Raw genomic sequence first — 13,373 nt, forward strand, 5'->3', positions numbered from 1 at the left:
TAAAGGTTAATATTAATGTTATCTAACTACAAAGTGCAGTGTTTTAACCCGAAATTTAACCTTGTAAGCATTGTGTTCTGATCGGCAAGAAATTGTTAAGCACTATATAACGCCGTTTAATTATTATTAACAATTAGATGATCTGCATTTTGCGTCAGCATTCATTAAATAAAACATTAACTCGGCTGTTAAATAATAATTAATTAAATCTATAAAAAATACCCAATTTCGATTGACATTATTCACAATATGTTGTATAATAAAATAGAATAAAAATACGTAAGGAGGGCGGCGTAATGAGATCAGATGTTCAGACTACTGTGGGCGGTATGCGTGCTGTCGAGCTTTATTACAGGCCGATACGGAATATTTCCGCAGGAAACACCGCCTTTTATCAGTCCCAGACAAGGCTGAACACGCCGGGGCTCGGGGTGCTGATGCCCGAGAATTTCAGGGACGTATCCGAGATAACCCAGCAGTGCCTTAACCTGTTTGAGCTGGAGATGTTTCAGGCGATGCAGGCGGTGACTACCTTTAATGAGCGCGAACTGCTGTTCAACTGGATATCGGTATATATGCCTGCGAAGTTCCTGCGTGACATAGAAGCGGAGCACAGGATACTGGAAGAAAGCGAAAAGATGGGGGTACATTCCTCACAGCTGTGTTTCGCGCTTTCGGAAAAGCTGTTTGAGGAGACGGAATCTGTTGTGGCGGACAATATAAAAAAGATGCGCAACAGAGGATTCCACTTTATGCTGATGGATTTCGGCAGCATAAGCAGTCCCATAATGAAGCTTTCGGAATACGAGGTGGACTATGTGATGCTCAGCCCCGAGCTTACGCAGTATATCGGCAAGGACGAAAGGTCGGACAGTGCGGTAAAATCACTTATCGACTTTGTAACGGGTCTGGGTGCCGAGCCTGTGGCGGACGGTATCTCAAATGTGCATCAAGCTGAAATACTTTACGAGTTTGAATGTCACTACTGCGCAGGCGAGCTTGCAGGAAAGTACATGGCTGAAAGGTACATAAGGCGCAGGGGCAAAGAGGACTGATATTTTTAATATAGTATATTACAGTTTTTATAAAGGAATGGGGTATCTGATTTGGCAGACAATAATAACAATAATACCAAAGTTATAGATGTGCTGACACTTCGGCGTACTGCCAAGGAAGCAAAACGGCACGTCGTGGTAATGAGGGTATTGGGGCTTCTGGTAATACTTCTGATAGCTATCATCGCCATCGCTTATGCGATATCGTATTTCTACGACAAGTACGGAAGCTTTACGGTAAAGATCAATAAATACGATATGATGCGTCAAGGTCTGACACTTTCCGAGACTCCCGAATTCGACAAGACGAACTCGGTGCTGAATGCGAATATAGTCTACGACATGACCAACATCAGCGGCGATGACCTGCCGGATAATCTGGACATGATAAACGGCAGTCACAACGGCGAAAGCTACATAGCTTACACATTCTACCTTATCAACGGCGGTGATGACACAATAAGCTATGAGGGCGAGATGTCCATAGAAAATGTGACGAACAATATTGATGAAGCCATAAGAGTTGCGGTTTACGTCAATGGTGAAAAAACTGTCTACGGTAAGACGAAATCGGACGGAACAGGCAAGGAGAGCGACTGTGACAGCGAATTTACGTCAGCCACTGTGGTAATGAAGAACAAGCGCGAAAAGTTTGAGCCTAAGGCTAAAGATAAGTATACTGTGGTCATCTGGCTGGAGGGCAACGACCCTGACTGTACAGATGAACTTATCGGCGGCACACTCAAGCTTGGCATGGACTTCAAGATAGTTGAAACTACTTAATGTTAGGAGAAAAGATATATGAAAAAAGTTCTTAAGATAACTGCAAACGTTCTTGTGTGGATAATACTTATCCTTGCACTGCTGGTAACTATAATGGTATTCTCATCGGGAAGAAACAACGGTGTGGCAAATCTGCTGGGATATATTCCCATGACTGTTGAATCGGACTCCATGAAGCCCACATTCCAGAAAGATGACCTGATAATCTGTAAAGAAGTCGATGACGTATACTCGCTTCAGAAAGGTGACGTTATCACTTTCTGGACGATAATCGACGGTCAGAGAGTAAAGAATACCCACCGTATCGTGGAGATAAACGAACTGGACAATACCAGAAGCTTCGTTACACGAGGCGACAACAATGCTCAGGACGATACAGTACCTGCTTCCGCCAACGATGTGATCGGCAAGTGGACAGATGTCAAGCTTGGCGGCTTTGGCAAGGTAATGAACTTTCTGAGGACGAAGACAGGTTTCTTTATCTGCATCGTTATACCTATGGCAGTGTTCTTCCTGGTAGAGCTTTACAAGTTCATCGTTACACTCGTCGAACTGAAAAAGCCCGAGCTTACTGATGAAGACGAGGAAGAGATCAAGAAGCGTGCTATCGAGGAATACCTTGCGGCACAGAAGCAGGAAGAAGAAAACAAGAAAAAAGCTGAGCTGTCCGTAAACGGCGAGGATAAGTCCGCCGCGGCTGAGAAGTAAAACAGGAACAGCGGGGAAAGCTGAGCTTATCAATCAATAAGGAGAAGGCTATGACAGGATTTCTCAAATGGTTTTTTGTATTTATGACAGAGATGCTGAAAGGCTTTTCCATGATCTTCAAAGGACTCTGGAACGGCATAAAGCAGATATTCAACATAAAGAATTACATTCAGATATTCAAGACCTATTCCACTGATTTCGGTGCATTGGGCTGGATATTATCCATACTTGCGATAATCCTGGTGGCAGGCGTGTTTGTGCTGCTGGGTCTGATGATAGTTCTGGCGATCAGAAAGTATGTCAGATTCAGGCACTCCATCGTCAGCAATGAGGATCTGCTCGAGGAGATCGCTGATCTTCAGAGGCAGGTACTGAAGATGACGAAGGAAAAGGACGAGATCATGGCGATGAAAGTTGCACAGATGGGCATACCTACTACGGGCGCGCTGTCTCTTGCGGGTGCAGAGGGTATGGTGCCTGCTCTTGGAATGGAAGGCGGCACGGAAGGTGCTGCTGCAGTGGTCGGAGAGACAGGCGACGACGGCATTGTCCAGACGGCGGACAGAAGATTCTCGCGACTTATGGAAGTGGACAGCTTCTACCGCTCATATACTCCACCTGAGTACAATAACAGCATAACTCTGGAAGAGCTTTGCGATACCTACAGGAACTTTGCCTGCTCGCGTATGCACCTGTTCTATGAGCCTAAGACCATACGTCTTTTCATTGCGGGTATGGCTTCTACGAAGCTTATCATCCTGCAGGGTATCTCAGGTACAGGTAAAACATCACTTCCCTACTCTTTCGGTAAGTTCTTACAGCATGATACAACCATCGCTTCGGTACAGCCTTCATGGCGTGACAGAACCGAGCTTTTCGGATACTTCAACGAATTCACAAAGAACTTCAACGAGACGGAAGTTCTTAAAAGGATATACTCTTCAAGCTACAACAACGACATAAACCTGGTACTTCTCGATGAGATGAACATCGCCCGTGTCGAGTACTACTTCGCGGAGATGCTGTCTATTCTTGAAATGCCAAATGCCGACGAATGGGAGCTGGATCTGGTTCCAAACGTATGGAGCACAGACCCTGTGAACCTTAACCGCGGCAAGCTGAAAATACCTCAGAACGTATGGTACATCGGTACAGCGAACAACGATGACTCGACATACGCTATATCAGATAAGGTATACGACCGTGCTCAGCCTATAAACCTGGATGCCAAGGGTGTCGCTTTCGACGCTCCCGATACCGGTCCTATCGACCTTGGCTTCGATCATCTGGATCAGCTTTTCAAGGAAGCTTTCGACAAATATCCAATATCTCAGGAAACCCTCAAGAAGATACAGCAGCTTGACCTGTGGGTAATAGAAAAGCTGCGTGTGGCTTTCGGTAACCGTATACTCAAGCAGATGGGTCTGTTCGTGCCTGTTTACGTAGCATGCGGCGGTGAGGAACTTGAAGGTGTTGACTACGTTCTGGCAACCAAGATATTCAGAAAGTTTGAATCGCTGAACCTTGCGATGCTGAGAGATGAGCTGAGAGAGCTGGTAAACTATATGAACAAGTCCTTCGGAAAGAACAAGATGAAAGAATCCATCGAATATCTGGAAAGACTGCAGAAGCTGTTCTGACAGCTGTTCCCGTACTTTTTTTGCATAGATTTGCGGGTGATTCCGCACTGATTATCATTCATACAAAGGCAGGTGAGGCGATTGGATAGCTTGTACGGCAAGTGGTATGAGGATTTTAAAGAGTCCACGGGACTTTTTGATGATGATGAGCTTTTCGGATCGCTGGACAACCTGTTACATTCAAGCAGGAACACCTTTGCGATGAACAAAAAGCTCATGGCTAAGGCGATAGATGTCAGCTGGGTAGAAGCTATCGAGAACGGGCTGGTACATCTGGACAACGTGCTGAGAAACCCAAGGCGTACCATTGAAGACGTTGAGGAGATAGTGCCCATAGCCCTTTCAAGGAAAATTACCGTGGAATCGGTAAAACATCTGGCACAGCACACCGACCTTATACAGAGCTTCGACAAAAAGACAGGCAAGGTCACGCCTTCAAAGGTACTGAATGTACATAAGGAAGAAAGCCTTATGACATACGAGAACAAGTTCGTGAACACGCTTGTTGACAGGCTTTACATATTCATTACCACTAGATACGAAAAACTCGCGCAGGTCGCCCGTGATGAAGAAGTCTTCACACTGGGATATGATACCTCCATAGACGACGGCGCGGGAGGAAAAATGAAGATACAGGTCAAGCTGGAAACGACTTCCAGCCTTGACAGCTACAATAAAAGCGGATACACGGTCTGGCAGAGAGTTGAAAAACTTAAAAAGATAATCGAGGGCTACAAGGGCTCGGAACTTTGCCAGGCGCTGGGAAATACCTTCGTGCGACCGCCTATAATGCGTACAAACGCAATAATGAAAAACGTGGATCTAAAAGCCTGCCTTACACTTTGGCAGTACATAGTCGGGTACGAAAAGGTCGGTTATGAGATAAACGTTGAGGATACAGCGGTGAAGCCTCAGGACAATTACATTGAGGATTTCTACAAGCTGGTGATACTCAATCTTCTGCTTTTCAGATCATATACAGACGAAAAGGGCAGAGAGCTCCCTGAGCTGAAGACCCAGAAGCTGAAAAAGGCTGCGCCTAAGGTCGTTAAACGGTTCAGCAATTCACTGTCGGGAGATTACGATGTTTACGCCGAGGGTGTTGCAGGTTTCGTGGCATCAGAAGGCGAATTCAAGGTAAAAAAGGAACTTCCTGCGGATATCAGACTGGTGTTCGATGAGGTAAATAATGTTATCGATATCGAGCGCGCCTTTATAGCACAGTGCGAGGCTGAAAGGCAGAAAGCCGAGCAGCAGCGTCTTGAAGAAGAAGCAAGACAGGAAGAACAGCGGCGCATCGAAGCGGCAAGGGCAGAAGCACTGGAAAAGATACGCAAACGCCGCGAAGAGGAAGACCGCAGGCTGGAAGAGATGCTGGCGCAGAAGCGGCGTGAGCAGGAAGAAGAAGAACGCCGCAGGCAGGCTGAGGAAGCCGAAAGACAGGCACGTCTTGAAGATATGCGCAGGCGCGAAGAGGAAGAACGACAGCGCCGCGAGGAAGAAGAACGTGCGGCTGCAGAGCGTGAGAGAATCAGCCTGAACAAGTCTAAGATGAGGAATGAGCTGGGCGAGGCTGAGGGTCTTGACAGCGAAAAGATAAACAGCGGTCCCAGTGAGGAAGAGCTGCAGAAACTGGCATACGCGGAAGTCACGGAAGAAGAGGTCGAAGAAGTCAGAGCTGCTATGGAAGAGCAGGAAGACGAAGAGAAATCGGCTGAATTTGAAGACCCCCGTGCAGTTGCTGCAAGGATCAAGCTGGAACAGCAGCAAAAAGAAAAAGAACGGCGTGAAGCTGAACGTGCCGAAAGGCTCAAAGCGGAGAGAGAATACTTCGAGAGCAAGCCGTTTTGGACGATATACAAGGAATACTCAAAGAATCCGATATACGTTATACCGAGATTCATCACTTATCTGCTGGTCATATGGTTCGGCATAATACCGAAGGATACAGACAATCCGGATTACAAGCGCAGACTGGCTGAGATAGAAGATAAGAAGCGTCAGAAGAAGGAAGAGCTGGAAAAGCACAACCAGATGGAAGTATACTACAAGAAGTATGCACAGACCTTCAAGTACCGCTTCATGAGAATGCTGGCAGACCGAAAGTTCAAGAAGCGCAAGCGTCTTGAAATGAAGGGCAAGCCGAAACCTGTATATAACCCGCCTAACCGTACTCCGGAAGAGCAGAAGGCTATCGATGATGAGATGAAGCGTCTGTACAAGGAGTATCACGTAAGCATTTTCGAGAAGATGCGCAGGCAGATCAATGAGATAAACCGAAACATCAACGAAAACAAACGCAGAAACAAGTCCGCTGACCTTATAGACCGCATACATAGCGGCGGTACAGATACCGAGCAGGACGAAAGCGGAATACGCAGGGCGGCAAACATCATCACAAGCATCATACTTATTGCTGCTATTATTTTCACAGCTTATGTGATGATATGTGCGGCAAGACACAAGGCTGTAGATGTATTCGGAAAGAGCGTTCTGAAAGTCGTCACGGGAAGTATGGAGCCTTCGATAAACGTTGGCGACTACATCGTAGTAGAAAAGACGGATTCAAGAGCACTCCACAAAGGTGATATCATATCTTTCTATACGGAGCAGAGCGATATCTACGGTATGCTTGTGACCCACAGGATTGTCGATATCAAAGAGGACGGTACCATTGTAACAAAGGGCGATGCCAACAGCATCGAGGACAGCGTTGCTGTAAAGCCCAATAGGATAGTCGGAAAATACACCGGCAAGGCGAGATTCTTCATATGGGTCAACTCATTCGCAAGCCCGAGGAAACTGCTGATGATACTGGTCATCATACCTGTATTTGCAGTATTCATATATGAACTGAAGAGCCTGGCTAAACTCAGCAAGAAAGTCAGCGAGGCTGAAAAGGTATCCTTTGAGGATCGCCGTCAGGAGCTTATCAGAGAAGCTATCGAAAAAGAAAAACAAAGGCTGGCAGCAGAAAACTATCAGCCCGAGGAAGAGGTGACAGCTGATGAACCAAGAGAAGATACTGAAACGTAGATTCATAACTATCCTGATTCTCTGGGTGATAACGCTGATAGCTCTTCTAGTATTTATAGGACTATACATCGACGAGACCAAAAGTGTTCAGGAAACGTACAGGAAACAGTATAAGGTGGAGCTGAGCCATGCAAGCAAGGAGATAGAATCCTATCTCCTGAACGAGGGCGACACAGAGCTCCGTTATAAGCGGATATTGAGCTATGTCACCTGTGCCAATTCCTACGCTTTCCTGATCGACGAAGGTTTTGCCGAGGAGCAGAAAGTCATCAATGAAGTTAACACCTGCCTGATAAAGTATCCCGAGCAGATGAGTACTAAGCTTGAAGAACTGAAACAGGCTTTTGATGACATAGGTGCAGACCTGGACAAAGGCTACGAGGAAGCTCAGGCCGTGGTCGATTCTGTGGACAAATTAGGTTATTAGGAGTGGTCAAATATGAATGAAAAGAGAAAGCTCAAACGCGAGATCAAGATATGCCGTCAGACTATTGAAGAGATAGAGCGCAAGCGTTCAAGATCGCAGTCGGCACTTGTACAGGCAGTGCTTTTGCAGGAAGAGCCTGATGAGAACGACGTTGAGTGGTTCAACAAGTACACGGGAGAGATAACCGCTTGCAGAAATCACATGATAGAGCTGCAAAAAAAGCTGAATTCGCTATAAATATGGTTGGAATTTTATAGAAAGATCGCCCCGAAGCATTTTTAAAGTGCTTCGGGGCGATCTGTTTTTGTGCTAATAAATTGTTTAGGTCAGCTGATATTCCGATTTAGTTGACAGTTTATGCAAGTTTGCTTTTTATCTGTTACTTAGCGGAACTTTATTATCGTGCATTCGATTTTTCTCATCGTACATAGCTTTATCGGCACGTGAGAGTATACGCTCAAAGTTCTCGTCGCCTTCGTTGAATGATGCATAGCCTACTGCGATACTTAGCAGGAACTCCTCTTCATAGGCGAACTCGCCATACTCGCTGCGGTCGATGTTCATCTTATCCATCATGTCGTGCAGGGTAGCGTGGAGCTCTTTAAGTTCGTCTTCGGACTTATCACTCAGCAGTGCGATGAACTCATCGCCGCCGACTCTGTAAACCTTATCGAAGACTGAGAGCATACACTTAGCTGCTGAGACCAGAAGCATATCACCACCGAAGTGACCAAAGCTGTCGTTAGTGGTCTTCAGCAGGTTCAAGTCCATTGACATAACGCTGATACTCTCCAGCGGTATAGCTTCGGCATCTCTTTCAAGTGCGTATCTGTTGCCGAGACCAGTCAGCTGGTCGGTATAGGCAAGGGTATGTAGTAGCTGAGTTTCACGCTCACGGTTGACCTCGTTCATGATCTTACGCAGACCGTTTACTATTTCAAATGCCAGGTAGATGATAAAGCCTATTCTTACGATAAAAGACTGGTCGCCAACTGTTGATACAAACAGATAGAACACCACATTTGCAAAAGCAAAGCCAAGCAGGCACAACAGACCTATCCTGTATTCAGGATCGATCAGCCTGAAACGCTGGATCATCAGGAAGGTTGTGATAATTGCGAAAGCTCCCAGTGCGCCGGTAAATATCACGACTGTTCTTGTATAGGAAGCAATCTCAGTGAAATGGACAACTGACAGGCCAAGTTCAATGACAACGAAGCCGAAAAACAACCATTTCAGATTAAGTGTAGGTACTATATCCTCAAAATACTGTATTGCAGCCAGTGGCAGCATAAACAGGGAGAAATATATCATGTAATACTGTGCCACCGGGTTGCAGCATAAGAACTGATTGAAAAACAGCGGACAGTTGGAATAGACTGCAAACAAAAGTGACAGCGAACCCAGCGAGAAAGCCTCAGGTGCATTTATCTTTTTAAATGAACCCACAAGGTGTATGACCATCAGCAGTATGCCAAAGACAATCATGATGATGTTCATCAGTGAAAGATTGAATTCCTTTTTAAGGTAGTAATACACCAGCTCGTTCTCTTCGGCTGAAAATACCTGATAGCTTTCCATATACTTATGGGGGTACACAGTATCCACTACTATGTTCAGGTATTTTCCGCCCTCTTCGGGCAGGTGTATAAAGTGGGTATAGGTTCCCGGTGAATCACCGAAAATTGGTTTTTCTCCGAAATGATAGATAAGCTCACCTGAATGGACCTTCGGCTTATCGCTTAGGAAAGCGTTCACATAGGAATCATAAGATTTGAATGACAGCGTCTTTCCTTTGATATCATCACTAAGAGGATGCGTCATTGTCAGCTGCAGGATGCTCCTGCCATTTTCGTCCTCTTTTTTTACACGCTCATAAGTCCAGTCAGTGCCAACTTTTTTTACATTATACTCTTTACCCACAGGAACATCTTTATCGATAGAAAAAGCAAGTATCAACACTATTATCATTATGCTGAAAAGATATAGTCCTATATACCTCTTTTCCAGAAATTTCATAGGGTACTCTCCTTTGCGGACAGAATTTAAAATTAGTTTTATCCACACCAGTATTATAACATATCCTCAAAAATTCTTAAAGATTTTTTTGAAAATTTTATTGTAATTGATTAGATTAATTACAAATTCATTGTCTGACGACAATTCACAAAAATTGCCAAAAACTGCGATTATACGTGCTTTTAACAATTTTGATCTCTTGTCGGAAAGCCGGTATGAAATAAAAAAATATTGCCCAAAAAATTCTAAAATTTCGTCCCGGTGATTGACTAATTCGTGTTTTTATGGTATAATATATACAACATATAGTTTGATTATTTCTTCATTTTTATACCATATAAATAAGCTAAAAGATTATACTATTGATGGAGGAGAATGAATATGCGATTTAACACCTATGGCAACAGAAGTAATCCTATTATAGTCATGCTCACAAGTTCTTTCTGTTCTGCAGATTCCTTGTCATATCTTTATGAAGAGCTGACAAACGAATATTACATCATCGTTCCCGAATACAACGGCCACTATGAAGGCAGCAGTGACTTCACCACCAGCCAGCAGGAGGCTAAGGAGATAGTTGGCTTCCTCAAAGAAAACGGCATCGGACATCTGTGCCTTATATACGGACAGGCTATGGGTGCTGAGATAGGCATGGTGCTTATTGCACAGTGTCTGAAACAGCATATCACTATCGAGTCTGCTTTCTTTGACGGCGGTACTTTCCTGAAACAGCCAAAGCTTTACAAGGCTATTATGAACTTCAAGCACAAGTCGATGATGAACAAGATGAAGAATCAAAGCGTTGATGAAGTAGTCAACTGGAAGTCCGTTGACCAGTTCACAAAGGATGACACCGAGACCATGCGCCCTGTTATCGAATCTATGGTCAAGACTGCGCCTGTTATTACTGACGGCAGTATCAAGAACGAGACTGAGGCAAGATACACTTTCAACTTCCCTTACCTGCCTGATGAAATGCAGGAAAATATCTTCTTTGTTTATGCTTCGGATGAGAAGAACTTCAAATCATGTTTCAAACACCTGATAGAGGCTTATCCCTCTGCAAACTTCAAGACGCTGAGGGGCGAGGGGCATCTTACATACTCGGTAAGAAAGACCGACGATTATCTCCGCGTTATCAGGGCTATCTGCAACAGGAACAATGAAGATGATTAAGGATCATCTTTGAATCACATGAATCATGCGCCGCGGTCATGTACTGCGGCGTTTTCGCATCAAAACTAAGGAGGCGATCACCGCGTTCAGCACAGATATTATTGAACTTCCCTTCACTCTGATAGATATTGGTGACAGAGACGAAAGATTCAAGCTTATTTTTGACAGGTTCGATGAGGGGCTTACCGAACATTCGATCAAAAGCCACGGTTTATCGGGCAGATTCAAAGCCGTATACAAAAGCAGAGGTATGGACTGCTGTTTTGATATTGACCTGTCTATCGGTAATCTGTACTATTTCAGCTACGATCTTGACACTGCATGGGATATCAATTTCGGCAAGAACACAACCGCTGTGCTGAGAAATTACGGCGAGCAGCCGTTCAGAAGCGAGCTTATTTTCGCCTTTGATGAAATTGGCAAATGCACTGTCAGCGGACATTTCATGAACAGCGAGTGCGGATTCAGGAACGGTATCAGCTTTGAGATGGCGGCTGACAATTCCGTTATTTCTTCGCAGATCGTTGCCATGGTAAATTTCTTTGATAAGCTTGATGAGATTCAGGGAAACAAGAATTTTTATTAATTAAATATCCCGAAAGCAGCCGCTGCTTTCGGGATCATTTATTTACTCAAACTATCAAACAACATCTTTTTCCTGTCGTCTGATTATCTCAGGTTCAGCGCCGTCTCTTACGCACTCAGCGGTAATTTTGATACCTGTGATGCTGGAATCTGAGGGAGCGTCGAACATGAGCTTTGTGAGTATGCTCTCAACAACTGCTCGCAGACCTCTTGCACCTGTTTTCTGCTCGATAGTCACCTTTGCGATCTCTGTGAGAGCTTCGGGAGTTACCTCGAAGTCGATATTATCGAACTCAAAGAGCTTGGTGTACTGCTTGATGAGCGAGTTTTTAGGTTCGGTGAGTATCCTGCAAAGTGCGGGCTCATCAAGTTCGTCAAGCACCGTGATAACAGGCAGACGTCCAACAAGCTCAGGCACGATGCCGAATTTTACGAGGTCGTGAGGAACCACCTTTTTGAGTATATTATAATCGGAGCTCTTATCCTTGACCTTGCCGCCGAAGCCCATAGACGAAGAGTCAGTACGCTTCTTGATAACAGCTTCAAGACCGTCAAATGCGCCGCCGCAGATGAACAGGATATTCTTGGTATCGATCTGGATAAACTCCTGATGAGGATGCTTTCTTCCGCCCTGAGGAGGAACGTTTGACACTGTACCCTCAACTATCTTCAGCAGAGCCTGCTGAACGCCTTCACCGCTGACATCTCTTGTTATAGAGGTATTCTCGGACTTTCTGGCGATCTTATCGATCTCATCGATATAGATGATACCATGGGAAGCTTCCTCAACATTGTAGTTGGCCGCCTGTATAAGACGAGTGAGCACGTTCTCAACGTCGTCGCCCACGTAACCTGCTTCGGTAAGTGTGGTAGCATCGGCGATAGCGAAAGGAACGTTCAGAAGTCTTGCAAGGGTCTGGGCAAGCAGAGTCTTACCTGTACCTGTAGGACCAAGAAGCAGAACGTTGCTCTTCTGTATCTCAACATCATCTGTATCGTCTTCAAGGGTCAGTATACGCTTGTAGTGATTGTACACAGCCACGGACAGCGCGATCTTAGCGTCGTCCTGACCGATAACATATTCATCGAGGACAGCCTTTATCTCGGCAGGCTTTTTAAGAGTGATACCGCCGTTATCAGCTGCCTTGTTCTTTTTCTTCTCGGTAACTTTAGCCCTGGGAGCTACGCCGCCCTGCTCTTCAAGGATATCATAGCAGAAAAGCACACATTCATCGCAGATATGGTTATTACCCGCCGAGAACATATTTCTGACTTTGTTTTCGGGCTTACCGCAGAAAAGACATTTTTTCAGTGTATCATTAGCCATTAAGATCTAACCTACCTTTTAGTGATAACTTTGTCGATCAGTCCGTACTCCAGTGCTGCCTGAGCGGAAAGGTAATTATCGCGCTCGGTATCCACTGCTATCTGTTCAATGCTCTTGCCTGTATTATCGGCAAGTATCCTGTTGAGCTTTTCTCTTGTTGCAACAAGGTGATCGGAGTGTATCTTTACATCGGTACACTGTCCGGAAATACCGTTGCCGCCGATAAGAGGCTGGTGTATCATGATCTCACTGTTAGGCAGCGAGAATCTCTTGCCCTTTGTACCGCTTGAAAGCAGGAATGCGCCCATGGATGCTGCCATACCGATGCAGATGGTGTTTACATCGCATCTGATATACTGTATGGTATCATAGATAGCCATACCTGCGGTCACGGAACCTCCGGGGCTGTTGATATAAAGATCGATATCTTTCTCGGGATCCTGGCTTTCAAGATAAAGCAGCTGTGAGATCACGAGGCTGGCAACATGATCGTCTATGGCCTCGCAGAGCATGATTATCCTGTCGTTCAGCAAACGGGAGAATATATCGAAACTTCTCTCTCCCCTGCTGGTCTGTTCTACTACATAAGGTACAAGTGCCATTGTAATGCCTCCTAA

Annotated in this window: 12 protein-coding genes; 9 read left to right on the top strand and 3 right to left on the bottom strand. The window is 45.1% G+C overall.

What is annotated here, in order from left to right:
* The first annotated feature begins 296 nt into the window (after positions 1–296).
* The 7 genes from BM265_RS08170 to BM265_RS08200 all read left to right on the top strand — a co-directional run bounded on the left by BM265_RS08170 (position 297) and on the right by BM265_RS08200 (position 7,886).
* Positions 297–1,055: an EAL domain-containing protein gene (locus BM265_RS08170; protein ID WP_074831177.1), complete on the top strand. Its 759-nt coding sequence runs from the start codon at positions 297–299 to the stop codon at positions 1,053–1,055.
* Positions 1,056–1,106: 51 nt separating this feature from the next.
* Positions 1,107–1,838 (top strand): hypothetical protein, encoded by a 732-nt coding sequence (locus tag BM265_RS08175; RefSeq protein WP_074961090.1) that lies wholly within the window; start codon positions 1,107–1,109, stop codon positions 1,836–1,838.
* 18 nt (positions 1,839–1,856) lie between these two features.
* Positions 1,857–2,546, top strand: a complete 690-nt coding sequence (locus tag BM265_RS08180) for a signal peptidase I (RefSeq protein ID WP_074961091.1) — start codon at positions 1,857–1,859, stop codon at positions 2,544–2,546.
* A gap of 50 nt (positions 2,547–2,596) precedes the next feature.
* The gene (locus tag BM265_RS08185; protein WP_074961092.1) at positions 2,597–4,186 is read left to right on the top strand and encodes a hypothetical protein; all 1,590 of its coding nucleotides are present in this window, start codon (positions 2,597–2,599) and stop codon (positions 4,184–4,186) included.
* A gap of 81 nt (positions 4,187–4,267) precedes the next feature.
* Positions 4,268–7,222, top strand: coding sequence for a signal peptidase I (locus BM265_RS08190; protein ID WP_242940805.1), 2,955 nt, complete (start codon positions 4,268–4,270; stop codon positions 7,220–7,222).
* Positions 7,194–7,649 carry a hypothetical protein gene (locus tag BM265_RS08195; protein ID WP_074961094.1) on the top strand — a complete coding sequence of 152 codons (456 nt, stop codon included), beginning with the start codon at positions 7,194–7,196 and terminating at the stop codon, positions 7,647–7,649. Before BM265_RS08190 ends, BM265_RS08195 begins: the two co-directional genes overlap by 29 nt.
* Before the next feature lie 12 nt (positions 7,650–7,661).
* Positions 7,662–7,886 carry a hypothetical protein gene (locus BM265_RS08200; protein WP_002851980.1) on the top strand — a complete coding sequence of 75 codons (225 nt, stop codon included), beginning with the start codon at positions 7,662–7,664 and terminating at the stop codon, positions 7,884–7,886.
* Positions 7,887–8,021: 135 nt separating this feature from the next.
* Here BM265_RS08200 and BM265_RS08205 read toward each other — a convergent pair whose 3' ends face one another.
* Positions 8,022–9,668, bottom strand: a complete 1,647-nt coding sequence (locus tag BM265_RS08205; RefSeq protein WP_074961095.1) for a GGDEF domain-containing protein — start codon at positions 9,666–9,668, stop codon at positions 8,022–8,024.
* A gap of 375 nt (positions 9,669–10,043) precedes the next feature.
* On the opposite strand from BM265_RS08205, the gene BM265_RS08210 reads away from it, so the two are divergent.
* A complete protein-coding gene (locus tag BM265_RS08210) occupies positions 10,044–10,844 on the top strand; it encodes an alpha/beta fold hydrolase (RefSeq protein WP_242940806.1) in 801 nt (266 codons plus the stop codon).
* A gap of 25 nt (positions 10,845–10,869) precedes the next feature.
* On the top strand, positions 10,870–11,430 hold the full coding sequence (locus BM265_RS08215) for a hypothetical protein (protein ID WP_081358402.1): 561 nt from the start codon (positions 10,870–10,872) through the stop codon (positions 11,428–11,430).
* Between the two features lie 54 nt (positions 11,431–11,484).
* Here BM265_RS08215 and clpX read toward each other — a convergent pair whose 3' ends face one another.
* Together clpX and clpP are read right to left on the bottom strand one after the other, a co-directional pair.
* Positions 11,485–12,756 carry an ATP-dependent Clp protease ATP-binding subunit ClpX gene (gene clpX, locus BM265_RS08220; RefSeq protein ID WP_074831223.1) on the bottom strand — a complete coding sequence of 424 codons (1,272 nt, stop codon included), beginning with the start codon at positions 12,754–12,756 and terminating at the stop codon, positions 11,485–11,487.
* Between the two features lie 11 nt (positions 12,757–12,767).
* On the bottom strand, positions 12,768–13,358 hold the full coding sequence (gene clpP, locus BM265_RS08225; protein ID WP_074961097.1) for an ATP-dependent Clp endopeptidase proteolytic subunit ClpP: 591 nt from the start codon (positions 13,356–13,358) through the stop codon (positions 12,768–12,770).
* Positions 13,359–13,373 lie beyond the last annotated feature (15 nt).

The sequence above is a fragment of the Hominimerdicola alba genome (assembly GCF_900112155.1).
GTDB lineage: Bacteria > Bacillota > Clostridia > Oscillospirales > Ruminococcaceae > Hominimerdicola > Hominimerdicola alba_D.